Annotated in this window: 11 protein-coding genes; 2 read left to right on the top strand and 9 right to left on the bottom strand. The window is 70.1% G+C overall.

Annotation, left to right across the window (positions count from 1 at the left end):
- Nucleotide 1: 1 nt before the first annotated feature.
- Nucleotides 2-1,447 carry an FAD-binding oxidoreductase gene (locus tag ACZYRS_RS11335; protein ID WP_463419342.1) on the bottom strand — a complete coding sequence of 482 codons (1,446 nt, stop codon included), beginning with the start codon at nucleotides 1,445-1,447 and terminating at the stop codon, nucleotides 2-4.
- 64 nt (nucleotides 1,448-1,511) lie between these two features.
- Nucleotides 1,512-2,831, bottom strand: a complete 1,320-nt coding sequence (locus ACZYRS_RS11330) for an MFS transporter (RefSeq protein WP_463419341.1) — start codon at nucleotides 2,829-2,831, stop codon at nucleotides 1,512-1,514.
- 254 nt (nucleotides 2,832-3,085) lie between these two features.
- Between ACZYRS_RS11330 and ACZYRS_RS11325 the strand changes: the two genes are divergently transcribed.
- Together ACZYRS_RS11325 and ACZYRS_RS11320 are read left to right on the top strand one after the other, a co-directional pair.
- Nucleotides 3,086-3,919 carry a phosphate/phosphite/phosphonate ABC transporter substrate-binding protein gene (locus ACZYRS_RS11325; protein ID WP_463419340.1) on the top strand — a complete coding sequence of 278 codons (834 nt, stop codon included), beginning with the start codon at nucleotides 3,086-3,088 and terminating at the stop codon, nucleotides 3,917-3,919.
- Nucleotides 3,920-4,011: 92 nt separating this feature from the next.
- Nucleotides 4,012-4,716, top strand: coding sequence for a glutathione S-transferase N-terminal domain-containing protein (locus tag ACZYRS_RS11320; RefSeq protein ID WP_463419339.1), 705 nt, complete (start codon nucleotides 4,012-4,014; stop codon nucleotides 4,714-4,716).
- Nucleotides 4,717-4,729: 13 nt separating this feature from the next.
- On the opposite strand, the gene ACZYRS_RS11315 is transcribed toward ACZYRS_RS11320, so the two are convergent.
- The 7 genes from ACZYRS_RS11315 to ACZYRS_RS11285 all read right to left on the bottom strand — a co-directional run bounded on the left by ACZYRS_RS11315 (nucleotide 4,730) and on the right by ACZYRS_RS11285 (nucleotide 15,608).
- Nucleotides 4,730-7,222: a penicillin acylase family protein gene (locus ACZYRS_RS11315; protein ID WP_463419338.1), complete on the bottom strand. Its 2,493-nt coding sequence runs from the start codon at nucleotides 7,220-7,222 to the stop codon at nucleotides 4,730-4,732.
- 106 nt (nucleotides 7,223-7,328) lie between these two features.
- Nucleotides 7,329-7,568, bottom strand: a complete 240-nt coding sequence (locus ACZYRS_RS11310) for a hypothetical protein (protein ID WP_463419337.1) — start codon at nucleotides 7,566-7,568, stop codon at nucleotides 7,329-7,331.
- Nucleotides 7,569-7,724: 156 nt separating this feature from the next.
- A complete protein-coding gene (locus tag ACZYRS_RS11305; protein ID WP_463419336.1) occupies nucleotides 7,725-9,161 on the bottom strand; it encodes an efflux transporter outer membrane subunit in 1,437 nt (478 codons plus the stop codon).
- Nucleotides 9,162-9,196: 35 nt separating this feature from the next.
- On the bottom strand, nucleotides 9,197-11,248 hold the full coding sequence (locus ACZYRS_RS11300) for a MacB family efflux pump subunit (protein WP_463419335.1): 2,052 nt from the start codon (nucleotides 11,246-11,248) through the stop codon (nucleotides 9,197-9,199).
- A complete protein-coding gene (locus tag ACZYRS_RS11295) occupies nucleotides 11,245-12,417 on the bottom strand; it encodes an efflux RND transporter periplasmic adaptor subunit (protein ID WP_463419334.1) in 1,173 nt (390 codons plus the stop codon). The genes ACZYRS_RS11300 and ACZYRS_RS11295 overlap by 4 nt, the downstream gene beginning before the upstream one ends.
- A 104-nt stretch (nucleotides 12,418-12,521) precedes the next feature.
- Nucleotides 12,522-13,823 (bottom strand): lysine N(6)-hydroxylase/L-ornithine N(5)-oxygenase family protein, encoded by a 1,302-nt coding sequence (locus ACZYRS_RS11290; protein ID WP_463419333.1) that lies wholly within the window; start codon nucleotides 13,821-13,823, stop codon nucleotides 12,522-12,524.
- Between the two features lie 105 nt (nucleotides 13,824-13,928).
- On the bottom strand, nucleotides 13,929-15,608 hold the full coding sequence (locus ACZYRS_RS11285) for a cyclic peptide export ABC transporter (protein ID WP_463419332.1): 1,680 nt from the start codon (nucleotides 15,606-15,608) through the stop codon (nucleotides 13,929-13,931).
- Nucleotides 15,609-15,823: the final 215 nt, after the last annotated feature.

The following is a 15,823-nucleotide window of genomic DNA, read 5'->3' as shown; positions in this document are numbered from 1 at the left end:
TTCATGTCTCCTGGTGGGTGTGGACAGCCTCGGCCGGGCCGATGATCTTTCCGGGGTTGAAGATGTCGTGCGGGTCCAGCGCCTGTTTGATGGCGCGCATCAGCCCCACGGTGTGCACGCCGTGTTCCTCGACGAGGTACTGCATCTTGTGAAGGCCCACGCCGTGCTCGCCGGTCGATGTGCCGCCGTGGCGCAGCGCGCGCTGCACGAGCCGGTGGCTGAAGTCTTCGGCGGCTTCGTTCTCGGCCGCGTCGTTCGGATCGACCAGCACGAGGCAATGGAAATTGCCGTCGCCCACATGGCCGAACACGGGCGCGAGCAGGCCATGCTCGGCGATGTCGGCCTGCGTTTCTTCCACGCACTGCGCGAGCGCCGAGAGCGGCACGCAGGCATCGGTGGTGAGGCTGCGGCTGCCGGCCTTCAACTGCAGGCACGCGAAGTAGGCGTGATGGCGCGGCGTCCAGAGGCGCGATCGCTCCTCCTGCAGATGGGCCCACTGGAACTCGCCGCCGCCGTGATTGGCCGCGATCTCGCGCACGATGTCCGACTGCTCGTCGATCTGCGTCTTGCTCGCGCCGAATTCGAGGAACAGCGTGGGGTTCTCTGCGAGCGCGGTGCGGCTGTGCGCGTTGACGGCGCGGATGGTGAGCGCGTCCAGCATCTCGGCACGCGCGAGTGGCACGCCCATCTGGATCGACTCGATCACGCAATCGACCGCGGCCGCCACCGTCGGGAAATGCACCACTGCCGCCGCATAGGCCTCGGGGTGCGGATGCAGCCGCACGGTCACTTCGGTGATGAGCCCCAGCGTGCCTTCGGAGCCGCAGTACAGCTGCGTGAGGTTGTAGCCCGCCGAGCTCTTGCGCGCCTGCGATGCGGTGCGCACCACGTCGCCGTTCGCGGTGACCACCGTGAGGCTCACGAGGTTGTCGCGCATCGTGCCGTAGCGCACGGTGTTCGTGCCCGAGGCCGCCGTCGCGACCATGCCGCCGATGGAGGCGTCCGCCCCCGGATCGACGGAGAAGAAGAAGCCGGTCTCCAGCAGCGCCGCGTTCAGCTGCCCGCGCGTCACGCCCGCCTCCACCGTGGCCGTGAGATCGCCGGGGCGGATGGCCAGCACCTTGTTCATCTGGGAGAAGTCGACGCACACGCCGCCCTCCACCGCGAGCAGGTGCCCTTCGACCGACGAGCCCACGCCGAAGCCGATGACCGGCACGCGCTCCCGCGCACAGGCCCTGACGACGAAGGCCACTTCGTCGGTGCTCTGCACGAAGACGACCGCGTCGGGCGGCTGCGGGAGGTACGCCGATTCGTCGGTGCCGTGCTGCAGCAGAACGGCCTGGCTGGTCGAGCAGCGCTCGCCGAAGCGGCGCTGCAGCAGCGCGAGCAACTCGCTCGAGGGAGTGCGGCGTTTCGCGCGCGCAGGGGAACTCACAACCGCATCCATGGGGTCTTCTTTCCTGAACTCTGGAGAAGCACCGCGGGCGAATGCCGCGGTGCGGGGGAACGCCTCAGCGCTTGAGGGACGAAGCGGCTGGCGGCTTGACGAAAAGCACGAGCACCGCGCCGATGACGAGCAGCGCGGCCAGCATGTGCAGGCCCGCGTCGGTGCTCTGCGTCGCGTCCTTGATCAGGCCGATCATGAAAGGCGCGCTGAAGCCCGAGAGGTTGCCGAACGAATTGATGAAGGCGATGCCCGCCGCGGCCGCCGCGCCGCCGAGGAACGCAGTGGGCATGCCCCAGAAGATCGGCAGCGTCGCCATGATGCCCATCGTGGCAAGCGTGAGCCCGGCCATCGCATACACCGCGTTGCCGTGGAAGGCCACGCTCAGCACCAGCCCGACGGCGCCGACCACGGCCGCGATGGCGCTGTGCCAGCGGTACTCCAGGCGCCGGTCGGCGCTGCGCGCCACCAGGTACATCGCCACGACGCCGAAGGCCCAGGGGATGGCGCTCACCAGGCCGATGTCCAGCGCACCCTTCACGCCGATCGCCTTGATGATGCTCGGCAGCCAGAACGAGATGCCGTAGAGCCCCGAGACGAACGAGAAGTACACCAGCGCCAAGAGCCAGACGCGCGGGTTGGCGAGCACGGTGAGGATCTTCGCTTCCGGCTTGCCCGCGTCTTCGGCCGCGATGTCGCGGGCGATGAGCTCGCGCTCGGCCGGCGTGAGCCATTGCGCGTCCTTCACGCGGTCGTCCAGGTAGCGCCACACGACCACGCCGAGCGCCACGGTCGGCAGGCCCTGCAGCAGGAAGAGCCACTGCCATCCGGCCCAGCCGTGCACGCCGCTCATGCCCTGCAATATCCAGCCCGAGATCGGCCCGCCCAGGATGCCCGCGAACGGAATCGCCGCGAGGAAGAGCGAGGTCGCCTTGCCGCGCCGCGCGGCCGGGTACCAGTAGGTGAGGTACAGGATGATGCCGGGGAAGAAGCCCGCCTCGGCCGCGCCGAGCAAGAAGCGGATCACGTAGAACGACATCGGCGAGCTCACGAACATCGTGGCTGCCGACAGGAGGCCCCAGGTGACCATGATCCGCGCGATCCAGCGGCGCGCGCCCACGCGGTGCAGCACCACGTTGCTCGGCACCTCGAAGAGAAAGTAGCCGACGAAGAAGATGCCGGCACCCAGGCCATACACCGCCTCGCTGAACTGCAGGTCGCCCTGCATCTGCAGCTTGGCGAAGCCGACGTTCACGCGGTCCAGGTAGGCCACGATGTAGCAGAGAAACAGCAGCGGAATCAGGCGCCAGCTGACCTTGCGGTAGACCGCGTCGGAGGTGCTGTCGAAGCGGCCCTCGTAGGGCTGTGTCATTGCGGGAGTGCTCATGGGTGTGGTGTCTCGCTTTCGTTGTGCAGACGATGGTCGCGGCGCCACCCGGCCTCGCCGCAGCGGGTTAACGCGCAAGATTCATATGGATTGAAGACCTGCGTATCTCCGAACGAGATAGCTGCGGGCGTTGCGCGTTTGCCGCAAAACTGTTGCCCTTAGTACTAACCCGTGAGGCCGCCACCCTTTCGGCTGTCTATGATCGGAACAAACATGTTGTAACAATCTGGCCACAATCCGAAAGAAAGCTCTCGATGCCACTCCGCACTCTTTCCCCGTCGCTTCGCACGGCCGCGCGCGCTCTGGCGGCGCTCCTCGTCACGGCCGGTGCCTCGGCCCATGCGCTGGTGATCGGCGTGACCGAAGGCGTGAGCTACCAGGTCACCGAGGCGCAGATCGCGCCGCGCTTCGAGCTCATTGCCGAGGCCCTGAGCAAGGCGCTCAAGCAGCCGGTGACGGTGAAGGTGCTGATCTCGTACAACAGCGCGCGCGAGGCCATGAAGAAGAAGGAAGTCGACCTGGTCTTCATCCACCCCGCGCACGTGGCGCTGGAGGGCATCAAGTCGGGCAACTACAAGGCGGTGGCCTGGACCGCGGGCTTCACCGACTACAAGGTCTCGTTCCTGTGCAAGCAGCAGCCCATCTCCAACTGGAAGGACGTGGCGGGCAAGAGCCTGGTGCTGCCCGACGTGGATTCGATCACCTCGGTGATCACGCGCGCGATGCTGCGCGAGCACGGCGTGGCGGAGTCGGCGGTCAAGGTGACCAACACGCGCTTCCAGGACGCCGTGCCCTTCTACGTGACCAACGGCTTTGCCGCCTACGGCGCCACCGCGTCGGCGGGCGTGGTCAAGACCTGGACCGATGGCGGCGGCAAGGTCTGCGCGGAATCGCGCGCCGTGCCCGTCAAGCAGTGGCTCCTGTCCACCAAGACCGATGCCGCCGTCGCGGCCACGGTGCGCGAGACGCTGATCGGGCTCAGCCAGAGCGACGCCGGCAAGCGCGCGCTCGCCGCGGCGAACTACACGGCCTTCGTTCCCGCATCGGGCGATGCAGAGGCGGACACGATGCGCTGGCTGGGCATCTGACGGCACCTGAGGACACCTGAGAGCATCCGACACCGGGCACCTGAAACGCAGCGGGGGCAGAATCCCCCGCTTGCGCTTTTTCAGGAACACCCATGACCGATCTCTCGAGCTTTCCCATCACCAAGAAATGGCCCGCCCAGCACCCTGAACGCCTGCAGCTGTACTCGCTGCCCACGCCCAACGGCGTGAAGGTGTCGATCATGCTGGAGGAAACCGGCCTCGCCTACGAGCCGCACCTGGTGAGCTTCGAGACGCAGGACCAGATGTCGCCGGAGTTCCTGTCGCTCAACCCGAACAACAAGATCCCGGCAATCCTCGATCCCGACGGCCCCGGCGGCAAGCCGCTCGCGCTGTTCGAGTCGGGCGCGATCCTCGTCTATCTCGCCGAGAAGACCGGCAAGTTCATGCCGCAGGACGCCGCCGGCCGCTACGAAACCATCCAGTGGGTGATGTTCCAGATGGGCGGCATCGGGCCGATGTTCGGCCAGCTGGGCTTCTTCAACAAGTTCGCCGGCAAGGACTACGAAGACAAGCGCCCGCGCGACCGCTACGTGGCCGAATCCAGGCGCCTGCTCGGCGTGCTCGACAAGCACCTGGCGAACCGCGCGTGGATCATGGGCGACGACTACACCATCGCCGACATCGCCTCGTTCCCGTGGATCCGCAACCTGATCGGCTTCTACGAAGCGGGCGACCTGGTGGGCTTCAAGGATTTCAAGAACGTCGCGCGCGTGCTCGAAGCGTTCGTCGCGCGGCCGGCGGTCGTGGCGGGCTTGAACATTCCCAAGCGCGGCTGACGGCGGCCGGCCTTCAGGGCCGAAGCGTCTTGCGCACCAGCGACGGATCGCGCGCGATGTCTTCCTCGCGGAAGGGAAAGCGCAGCCACTCCTTCTTCGCATAGCGCGCGACCGGCGCGGCGCCCCGGCCGCCGGCCACGGCGGTGTCCGTCTCGCCATGCGCCAGCAGCGTGCGCGCGTGCACCCCGCGCCGGTCGAACCAGACGACCTGCAGGTAGCTGTTGCCGTGCGACGTCGGGCCCATCGTGTAGTCGCCCTTGTAGTCGCCGTCCGCGCTGCACGACACGGCGAAATAGCCCTCGGTGTCGCAGCCGCCGAACAGGGCGACCTCGCGGCCCCCGCTGCGCGCGAAGCGCTGGCTGCCCAGCGGCGCGTCGAGCGCCCAGCCCCGGCGCCGCATGTCGTCGGCCGCGCCCGCAAGGGCCTGCGCGACGCGCGGGTCCGCGGCGTTCACGTCGGCCGGCGTGCGCAGCGGCGCATCGGCCGAGAACGCCTTGGCGTACAGCTCGGCTTCCGGAATCTGCTGCAGGCGCGTCCAGAAGGCGTCCCACAGCAGCGCGCCGCGGTCCGCGGCGTCGGCGCGGTTCGGCCAGTTGCGAAGCACCTGGCAGGCCGGGCGCACATCCACCGTCCGCGCCCTGGCCTGGGCATCGGGCTTGAACTCGACGCGGCCCGGCACGCAGGCGCGGTCGAGCAGTGGCTTTTTGTACTGGTCCGCCGAATAGGCGCGCCCCTCGAGCGTCGTTCGCATCACGCGCTGCGCGAGGCTTTGCGCGGAACCGGCGCCCGCGCCGGCCAGCTCGGCCGCGATGCGGTGCCCTTCGCGCCCGCGCAGCGTGAGCGGCTGGCCTTCGCCGCCGAGGATCGACGCGAAGCCGGCCAGCGGCTGCGCCGGATTGGCCAGCCAGTAGCTGCCGTTCATGTTGGCGACGTAGTCCTCGCGCAGCAGGCCGGGCATCTGCGCCGCCGGCATCGCGCCGCGCTGCACGGCGGCCGCGTCGGTCTTCCACTCGCAGGCCGAGCGGCTGCCATCGAGAAACGGCGTGCCGGGGTCGATGGCGGCGAAGGCCTTGGCCATCGGCGTGGCGCAGGCCTCGCGCAGGTCGTCGGGCACGTTGGGCACCGCGCCCACTTCGGAGAACCATGCGCGGCCGTCGCCGCGGCCGATGGCGGTGGTGGTGACCCAGGGCACCGCCGCTTCCTGCCGCTGGATCTCGATGAAATCGTCGAGCGACCTGGCCTGGTCCCAGCGAAAGAAGTTGCGGAAGATGCGATGGTTTGCGGCATTGATATCGCGCATCGCGAGCGCGGTGCCGGCGCCCCAGCCCAGCGCCTCGTTCTGCGCGCCCAGGTCGATCACCGGACCGAAGCGCGTGCGGTAGAGCGTGCGGCGCACGGTGCCGGTGGTGCCGTCGGCGTGGCGCACCTGCACCGCCAGCGGCACGCCGCGCATCGGCTCGGAGACGCCATCGACGATGTAGCGCGTGGGGTCCTTCGCATCGAGCGCGAGCTGGAACAGCCCGAAGCGCCGCGCGGACGACACCGTGTGGCTCCACGCCACGTCGTTGTTGAAGCCGATCATGACCAGCGGAATGCCCAGGAACGAAACGCCCGCCACATCGAGCTTGCCCGGCAGCGTGAGGTGCACCTGGTAGAAGCGGTCCGGCCCGCCCCAGTACCAGTGCGGGTTGCCGAACAGCACGCTGCCGCCGCGCTCGCCGGCCGCCGTCTGGCCGAAGGCCAGCACGTTGCTGCCGATGCCGCGCACGTCGCCCACGGGAATGTCCAGGCGCGATTGCAGTGAAAGCTTGCCGGCCGGCGCGGGCGATGCCGCCGCGGCGGTGGCAGCAGGCTTCGCATTGACGATCTCGGAGACGAAGCGCGCGTAGCCGCCCGCAAGACCGGCGGCGATCATGCGGCGATAGATGTCGTCGGGCCCGATGGCGCCGACCCAGGGCGCCCCGGCGCACGCGTGCTGCGCGCGCGCCTTGCCGCCGCGCCGCGCTTGCGTCGCGAGCGTTCGCACGTAGCGGCTGTAGCCCTCGGCGTAGCCGGCGATGAGCTCGTTCAGCTCGGCCGGCTGTTCGCGACGAAACGCTTCGACGGCATCGGCGTCCGCGAAGGCCTTGAAGAAGAAATCGAGGTCGATGTTCTTCGGCTGGCCGAAGGTCGAGCGCGTCGGCGGTTTGTCGTCGGCGCCGAAGCGCAGCGAACGCTCTCCCCTGAACGTGACGAACTGGTCGGCCAGCGTGCACAGCGCGTCCTCTGCCTGCGCGTAGCCGTGGCCGATGCCCAGGCCGCGCCAGCTGTCGGCGCGCACGTGGGGAATGCCGTCGGTGGTGCGACGGATCTCGATCGAGGCTGTCGTCGATGCCGTCGATGCCGGTTCAGACGGAGCCTCGCGCCGGGCCCAGGCCGGCGCGCTGGCCATGAAGATGCCAGCGAAAGCAACGATGGCCGCGCTGCGGCGCCACGCTTGTGTGCGCGATCTGGATGTGGTTCTCACGGTGTTCCTCGATGGGCATGACGGGCGCACGGCGCGGCGGAACGCGCCGCCCGCCGCCGTGCGTCGTGAAGAAGAAAAGCAAAGGGATGCGCGGCCGCTGCGCCGCTCACTGCAGCTCGGGACCTGCGCGCAGCGATTCGTCGAGCACGGGCTTCATCAGCGCGGCGCCCGCGAGCGCCCACAGCGTCAGCGCCTCGTCCAGCGCGCGCACGTGGCCGGGACTCTCGGCCAGCCAGACGACGAGCTGGTCCGCATGCGCGCGCGAGGGCGTGTCGTGCAGCTGGCAGAAGAGCGCCCATGCCGTATCGAAAGCAGGATTTGCAGGAACATGGGTTCGGGTGGTCATCGTCGACTGCCTTCGTCTGTGGCCGGATTCGACCTCGTTCTGGTATTGACGAAGGAGCGCGGCATATGTTCATTCCGGACTGTTCCGAAGAAGCGGGCGCACACAGGGGGAAGGCGCGGTGCAAGCGGTGCACGCGGCGCACGCGGTCCGGCGCCGTCAGGCCCCGCCCTGCGCCAGCGGCGCGGCCGCATCGCCGCGCCACCCGCCGCCGAGCGCGCGGTACAGCGCCACGCGCGCCTGCAGGCGCTGCTGCTGCAACTGCACGGCAAGATCCTGCGCGGCGTAGAGCGTGCGCTGCGCATCGAGCAGCACCAGCAGCGTCTCGGCGCCCGCGCGGTAGCGCGACTCCGAGAGTTCTGCGGCGCGGTGCGCCTGCAGCAGTTCCTCGGCCTGCGCCGAGGCCTGCGCATCGGTGCCCGCGACGGCGTTGAGCGCGGTCTCCGCTTCGGCCAGCGCACCGAGGATCGCGGCCCGATAACCCGCGACGAGCTCTCTGCGCCGCGCTTCGGACAGGTCGCGTTCGCCCCGCAGCCGCCCGCCGTCGAAGATCGGCGCCACGACGCCGGCCGCGAGGCTGTAGAGCGGGTTGTCGATCAGCCGGCCCGGCGCCTGCCCCTGCAGGCCGATGGTGGCGCCGAGGCGCACGCCCGGCAGCAGCGCCGCGCGCGCGGCCTGCAGGTTCGCGTCGGCGGCCGCCAGGCGGGCCTCGGCGCGCGCGATGTCGGGACGGCGGGTGAGCGCCAGCGCGGGAATGCCGGCATCAATCGAAGGCATGTTCAGCGATGCAAGACGCGTGACGCCCTGCACGCCCCGTACGCCCTTTTGCCGCTCGGCGCGCAATGCAGGCGGCAGCGCCGGTGCACCCAGCAACAGCGCCAGCGCGGTTTCGGCATCGTTGGCCTGTCGCTGCAAAGCCGCCAGTTCGCGCTGCCGCGCGGCGACCAGTCCGCGCTGCTGCGCGAGGTCCAGCGGTGTGACCGCGCCGGCGCGGCTTCGCGCCTCCACCAGCTGCAGCACGCGCTGCGCGTTCGCCAGGTTGTCCCGTGCGATGGCTTCGCGCTCGCGCAGGCCGCGCAGTTGCAGCCACGAGGAGGCGACCTCCGCCGCGACGCCCAGGCGCACCGCATCGCGGTCGAACTCGCTCGCGCGCAGGCCCTTCAATGCTTCCTGGTGCAGCGCGCCGCGGCGCCCCCAGAGGTCGAGCTCGTAGCTTGCCGCGAAGCCGATGAAGCTGGTGTTGCCGTCGACGTCCGCGCGGCCGCCCATGCGCGCTTCGCGGGCCGCATCGAGGCGGCCCGAGAGGTCGGGCGCGAGGGCCGCCCCGGCGATGCGGGCCTGCGCCCGCGCGGCATCGACGCGGGCCAGCGCCGTCGCGAGGTCCTGGTTGCGGGATTGGGCCTCTTCGATCAGCGCGTCGAGTTCGCCGCTGCCGAAGCTGCGCCACCAGTGCGCATCGACGATGGCGGCGCCGTTCGCGCCGGCCTGGGCGTTGCGCCACGCTGCGGGGGGCTCCACACCCTTCGGCTGCGGGTCGTTCGCCGTCGCGGCGCAGCCGGACAACAGTGCGCACATGCACACGCTCAGCAGGGGCATGAGGCCGCGCCATCCGGTCGGGTGTGTGAATCGGTTCATTGCGACGCCAATGCCACGACCGGGTCCAGCCGCGCCGCGTTGCGCGCGGGCATGAAGCCGAACGCGAGCCCCGTCAGCACCGCGCAGCCGAAGGCCCCGATGCTCGCGAGCAGCGAGAACACCACCGGCACGCCGGCCAGCATCAGCGCGGCGACGATGAAAAGGCCCACGGCCACGCCCACCGTGCCGCCCACGGAGGTCACCAGCACCGCCTCGGTCATGAACTGGCGCAGGATGTCGGTCTGGCGCGCGCCGGTCGCCATGCGGATGCCGACTTCGCGCGTGCGCTCGCGCACCGTCATCAGCATCACGTTCATCACGCCGATGCCGCCCACCACCAGCGAGATCGCGGCGATCAGGCCGAGCATCATCGTCATCGCGCGCGCGGTGGCCGACTGCACGCGGATCGCCTCGACGCGGTTCCACACGCGCACGTCGCGCACGCGGCGGCGCGCGGCCAGCTCGGTCTCGATCGCCTCGGCCGTCCGGGTGGCCTGCTCCATGTCGCGCACCTGCACGCCGATCCAGGTCGGGTTCTGGTGGCCGAAGAGGCGCGCGGCGGCGGCCGAGAACGGCACGACCACGCGATCGTCCTGGTCCTCGCCGTCGCTGGTGCCCTTGGCGGCGAGCACGCCCACGACCTGGAAGGGCACCTTGTCGATGAGCACGTCCTGCCCGATCGGATCGGTGCCGTCGGCAAAGAGCGCGCGGCGCACGGTCTGGCCGATGACCGCGACCTTGGCCACGCGCTGCTCGTCGGCCTCGTCGAACATGAGGCCTTCGCTCACGCCCCAGCCCAGCACGTGCGCAAAGCCCACGGTGGTGCCGCCGCCCTCGGCCGCATGGTCGACGTTGCCGCGGCGCACGACCACGCGGTCCTCGATGTAGGGCGCCACGGCCTCCACGTTCGCCAGGCCGCGCACCGTCTCGACATCGGCCAGCGTGAGCGGCGCGCCGGGCGCGCGCACGCTGCCCTCGCGCGCGGCCACGAACATGGTGCGCACGCCGAAGGTCTCGAACTGCGCCATCACCTGCTGTTGCGAGCCGCTGCCGACCGCGAGCATCGCGATCACCGAGGCCACCCCGATCACGATGCCCAAGAGCGTGAGGCCGGTGCGAAAGCGGTTGCTCCACATCACGCGCCAGGCGGCGCGGGCGGCCTCGTGCAGGTCGGCGGCGAGCGAGGCCTGGGGCGCGTGGCGGGCGTTGCGCCGCGATACGGCTGAAGCGGCCGGTGCAGCCGGTGCAGCAGATGAAGTGGCGATAACCGGCGGCGCGCCCCCCGAATCCGCCACGATCTGCCCGTCGCGGATCTCGATCACGCGCCGCGCCTGCGCGGCCACGTTCCGGTCGTGCGTGATGAGGATCACGGTGTGGCCCGCGTCGGCCAGCTCGTTGAGCAGCTTCATCACCTCGGCGCCGCTCTGGCTGTCGAGCGCGCCGGTGGGCTCGTCGGCCAGGATGATGCGCCCGCCGTTCATGAGCGCGCGCGCGATGGCCACGCGCTGCTGCTGGCCGCCCGAGAGCTGGCCGGGCCGGTGGTCCAGCCGCGCGCCCATGGCCAGCCGCTCGAGCAGCGCGGTGGCGCGCACGCGGCGCTCGGCCTCGGGCATGCCGGCGTAGAGCGCGGGAATCTCCACGTTCTCGCGCGCCGACTCGGTCGGCACGAGGTGGTAGCCCTGGAACACGAAGCCGAAGGCCTCGCGGCGCAGCCAGGCGAGCGCATCGGCGTCGAAGCCGGCCACGTCCTCGCCCTCGAAGAGATAGCGCCCGCTGCTGGGCCGGTCCAGGCAGCCGAGGATGTGCATGAGCGTGGACTTGCCCGAGCCCGAGGCGCCCACGATGGCGACGAACTCGCCCGCGAAGAGCTTCAGCGAGATGCCGCGCAGCACCATCGCCGGCGGCGGGGATCCGGCACCCTCGGCACCCTCGGCACCTTCGGCACCCTCGGCACTCCCGGCGCTTTCGCTGGCCGCGGGGCCGTAGGACTTGCGGATGTCCTGCAGCTCGATCAGCGGCACGCCCGCCGCAGGCACCTCGCGCGTCAAGGCCTGGCCGCCTTGCGCTCGGCCGTGACGGTGACGATGCGCTCGCCCACCTGCACGCCGTCGAGCACCTGCGCGGCGACGCGGTTGCGCACGCCGATGCGCAGCTCGCGCGTCTGCACCGATCCGTCCGCATGCAACACGCGCACCAAGGCCCGATCCGTGCGGTCGGCACGGCCGCCCGCCACCGGCACCAGCGTGTTCGCGGGCACCGAGACCGCGTCCTCGGCCGACGCCTCGACGAAGGCGACCTGCGCGGTCATCTGCGGCATGAGTTCGCCATCGGCGTTGTCCACGTCGAAGAGCGCCGTGTAGACCACGACCTTGCTCGCGGCCGTCTGCGGCGCGGAGCCGCCCTCGGCGCCGCCGGCCTTGGGCGCCGGCGTCGGCGGCGCGGGCAGCAGCTGGCGCACCTTGCCGTGCCAGCGGCGCTGGTCGGCGCCCAGCGTGGTGAAGTAGACCGGCATGCCGGGCTTGACGCGCCGCACGTCGGCCTCGGACACCTCGGACCACACCGTCATCGACGAGAGGTCGGCGATGCGCAGCACGTTCGGCGTCTGGTAGGTGGCGTTGAGGGTCTGGCCCTCGCGCGCCTCGACCGAGACGACCGTGCCGGCCATCGGCGCAAAGATGCGCGTGTAGCCCAGGCGCGCCTCGTCGGCCTTGAGCGTGGCCTGGGTCTGCGCGATCTGCGCGGCGAGGTTGTCGATGCGGGCGGCCGCCGAGGCGAGCGCGGCCTCGGCGCCCTGCACGTCTTCCTCGCGCGTGGCACCGTCGGCGGCCATGCGGTGCTGGCGCGCGTGCTGCTGCCTGGCGAGCCGGTGCTGCGCGCGCTGCTCGGCCAGCTGCGCGCGCAGGCCCGCGAGCGAGGCGCGGCCCGCATCGACGGTCGCGCGCTGCACGCTGGGGTCGATCTCAACGAGCAACTGTCCCTTCTGCACCGCATCGCCCGGCTGCACGAGCAGCCGCAGGATCTGCCCCGAGACCTGCGCGCCCACATCGACGTAGCGCCGCGGCTGCAGCGTGCCGAGCGCCGTCACGCTCGACTCGATGGTCGCGCGCACCACCGGCACCGACTCGACGTCGGTGGCCGGGCGGCGCGCCCAGAGGTAGCCAGCGCCGGCGGTGACCGACAGCAGGGCGAGAAGCAGGAGAGGAACGATTCGGCGCATGGGGAGGAGGCAAGGCGTGCAAGCCGCAAATCGCCCCTGCCCGCCGCGAACGAAGCGACGGGGCAGGCGCGGCCACGACGGCACGCCGGACGGAAGAAGGCGGGCTAGATCTGCGCGAGCGTCGATTCGCTGCGCGCGCTGCTGCGCATGCGCGGCATGGCGGCCAGGAGCGCGTTGCCGATTTCGCCGGTGCGCACCGAGGTCACCGACAGCAGCGTGTCGCTGATGCCGTGGCTGTCTTCGCAGGCGCCCTGCAGGAAGATGCCCGGATGAAAGTCGGGCGTGGCCGCCAGGCGGTAGTAGCGGTCGACCGAGAAGTCGCCCAGGTACGGCGCCAGCGGCTGCAGCAGGTCCTTGTGGTGCTCCCGCATGTAGCCGGTGGCGAGCACCACGGCGTCGTAGCGCACGCTGCTCTCGCGGCCCGCGTCCTGGTCGAACAGCTGCAGGTGCACGCCGTCGCTGGCGGCGCGCACCGCGCGCACGTCGTGCTGGCGCAGCATGCGCAGGCGGTTGCCGCGCGCCACCTTCTGGTCGTAGAAGACCTTGAAGATCTGCTGGATCAGGTCGAGGTCGGCCACCGCGTAGTTGGTCTGCGACACCTCGTCCAGCAGCGCGGCGCGCTCGTCCTGCGGGCGGCTGTAGACGTAGTCGGTGAATTCGACATTGAAGACCTCGTTGACGAACGCGCTGTCGTCGGCCGGGCGGATCGAGCGCGCTCGCATGATGAGGTCGACCTGCGGCGCGTTGGGCCTGCCCTGCAGGTCCATGAATATCTCGGCCGCGCTCTGGCCGGCGCCGATGACCGCGACGCGCTGGGCCTGGCCGTGGCGCGCGATGTCCTTCAGGTAGCTGTTGGAGTGGAAGACGCGGCCATCGCCGCGCAGCGCGCGAAAGCCCTCGGGAATGTTGGGCGTGCCGCCCACGCTCACCACCAGGTTGCGCGCGAGGCGCTCCTGCACGCGCCCGTCGTCGCCGCGCGAGCGCACGCGCAGCAGCGAGACTTCGCCGCCGTGTTTTTCGGGCAGCACCTCGAACACCTCTTGCCCGTAGGCGCACGAGGCCTCGAACTGGCGTGCGGCCCAGCCCAGGTAGTCGTTGAACTCGTGGCGGCTCGGAAAGAAGCTCTTGAGGTTGATGAAGTCCGGCAGCCGGCCGCTCTCGTGCAGGTAGTTGATGAAGGTGAAGCGGCTGGTCGGGTTGCGCAGCGTGGCCAGATCCTTCAGGAACGAGATCTGCATGTGCGCCTGGTCCAGCAGCATGTGCGGATGCCAGGCGAAGCTGGGCTGGCGCTCGATGAACAAGGCATCCACCGGCTTGGCGCCATGGCGCTTCTCTTCGAGCGCTATGGCCAGCGCGATGTTCGACGGACCGAATCCGACGCCGATCAGGTCATGGATGTGTTGCATGGAATGTCGACTCCTGTGGTGATGTGCGAACGCCCGCGGATGCACGGCATCGAAGATTCGGGGCGGTGAACGAAACGGCGGCGTGAATGAAGCGCTTGGGCGCCTTCACGCGGCAAGGCCTTGCGGCGCGCGCGCGCGGTCTTCCGCGATGCGGCCCGACTTCATCGTGATGACGCGGTCGGCCAGGTGGAAGTAGCGGTCGTCGTGCGAGATGACCACCAGCAGGTGCCCCTTGGCGCGCAACTCGGGCAGGAGCTCGGTGTAGAACAGGTGGCGGAAGGTCGGGTCCTGGTCGGCGGCCCATTCGTCGAACACCAGCACCGGGCGGCCTTCCAGATAGGCGTGCACGAGCGCGAGACGCTTGCGCTGGCCGGTGGAGAGGTCCACGGTGCTGAACGAGCCGTCCTTCACGCTCACCTTGTGGGCGATTTCCAGGCGCTGCAGGTAGGGCAGCGCCGCCTGCGGCAGGGCCTGCGCGCTCTCCTCGCCCTTGTGGTTCGCGACCAGGTCCTCGAAGAGGTAGAAGTCGGAGAACACGGTGGTGAAGAGCTGGCGGTAGTCGTCGCGGGTCTCGGGCGTCACGACGGCGTCGTCGCGCAGCACCTCGCCCTGCTGCGGCGCGTAGAGGCCGAGCAGCAGCTTGATGAGGGTGGTCTTGCCTGAGCCGTTGTCGCCCACGACGAACACCATCTCGCCGCGGCGCAGTTGCAGGTCGATCGGGCCGAGCACGAAGGGCTCGCTGCCCTCGGCCGGCTCGAAGGCATACCGCACGCCGCGCATGCCGATGCCGTGCGAGAGCGCGGCGATGCTGGCCGGGTGCTCCAGGTGCAGGTGCGGCTCGGGCGTGGCAAAGCGCGCCGAGAGGTCGGCGATGCGCTGGAACGCGACCTTGGCGCGGCCCACGTTGGGCAGCGCGAGGGCGATGGAATCGATGGGGCCTTTCAGGAACAGCAGCACGAGGACGAAGCCGCTGAGCACCGCGGGGTCGGTGTTGCGGAACGCGGCCCAGCCCAGGATGAGCGCGATCAGCAGGAAGAAGAGCGCCGAGCCGAAGGCCGAGGCGATCACGTAGGTGTTGATCGCGCGACCGTTGACGCTGCGGATGATGTCCACGATGCGCTCGATCTGGCCGCCGAACATGTGCGTGCGGCGCGCGCGGTGCATGCGCAGTTCCTTGGCGCCCTCGCTGATCGCGCGGTAGGCCTTGTGCAGCTGGTCTTCGTATTCGCGCGCCTTCCAGAAACCGACTTCGGCGCGGGCCTGGGCCATGATCTGGATCGTGGCGCCGATCGCGAGCATTACCACCAGGAGGGCGAAGAGCGGCAGCGAAAGAATGGCCAGGTAGACCAGGCAACCGAGCGCGACGGCGATCGCGATCAGCGTGGACGAGAGCACGAAGGCCACGTCGCTGATCATGTCCACGTCCTGCGAGAGCACGGGCATCAGGCGGTGCGTGCGGTAGCGCTCCAGCGCGTCGATGGGCGCCGCGAGGATCTTCTGCGCAAGGCTCTTGCGCACCTGCGCCACCAGGCGCTGGCCGACGAAGTTGGTCGACACGTCCGAGGCCATGCGGCCGAAGAGCGCGACGCCGCACAGCGCGATGAAGGTGAGCAACAGGCCGCCGGCCATACCGCCTTGCTGGTTGAGCACCTGGTTGATGGTGCGCAGCAGCGCGACCGTGGCGACGCCCGCGGCGATGCCGGTGACCGCGGACAGCACGAACCAGGGTGCGAAGGGTTTCAGCAGGCGCCGGACCTCCGCGGCATTGCCACTGGCAGATGACATACGAGAACTCTTTCCGCCCGTGAAGGCGACACAGCGGCCGCGCGGCACGGACACCCGCCGCCGGACCGTAAAACGATTGGAGAACGACCCTGCCCGAAGGCACGGCCCCGGCGGCATCACGCCGCTCCTTGCATAGACGATCCGGCCTCGCCGATGTTCACGCGGCCGGCGCCGTGGGCAGCCGGAACGGGATGGCGCATGAACATGCGGGCGGC

Source organism: Variovorax sp. AC194 (genome assembly GCF_979257995.1).
This window is presented reverse-complemented; position numbering and strand designations above follow the sequence as displayed.

Coding starts and splice junctions, on each gene's coding strand:
- ACZYRS_RS11285 (WP_463419332.1), bottom strand. CDS start 15,608: ATGTCATCTGCCAGTGGCAATGCCGCGGAGGTCCGGCGCCTGCTGAAA.
- ACZYRS_RS11330 (WP_463419341.1), bottom strand. CDS start 2,831: ATGAGCACTCCCGCAATGACACAGCCCTACGAGGGCCGCTTCGACAGC.
- ACZYRS_RS11305 (WP_463419336.1), bottom strand. CDS start 9,161: ATGCCCCTGCTGAGCGTGTGCATGTGCGCACTGTTGTCCGGCTGCGCC.
- ACZYRS_RS11295 (WP_463419334.1), bottom strand. CDS start 12,417: ATGCGCCGAATCGTTCCTCTCCTGCTTCTCGCCCTGCTGTCGGTCACC.
- ACZYRS_RS11325 (WP_463419340.1), top strand. CDS start 3,086: ATGCCACTCCGCACTCTTTCCCCGTCGCTTCGCACGGCCGCGCGCGCT.
- ACZYRS_RS11310 (WP_463419337.1), bottom strand. CDS start 7,568: ATGACCACCCGAACCCATGTTCCTGCAAATCCTGCTTTCGATACGGCA.
- ACZYRS_RS11320 (WP_463419339.1), top strand. CDS start 4,012: ATGACCGATCTCTCGAGCTTTCCCATCACCAAGAAATGGCCCGCCCAG.
- ACZYRS_RS11290 (WP_463419333.1), bottom strand. CDS start 13,823: ATGCAACACATCCATGACCTGATCGGCGTCGGATTCGGTCCGTCGAAC.
- ACZYRS_RS11335 (WP_463419342.1), bottom strand. CDS start 1,447: ATGGATGCGGTTGTGAGTTCCCCTGCGCGCGCGAAACGCCGCACTCCC.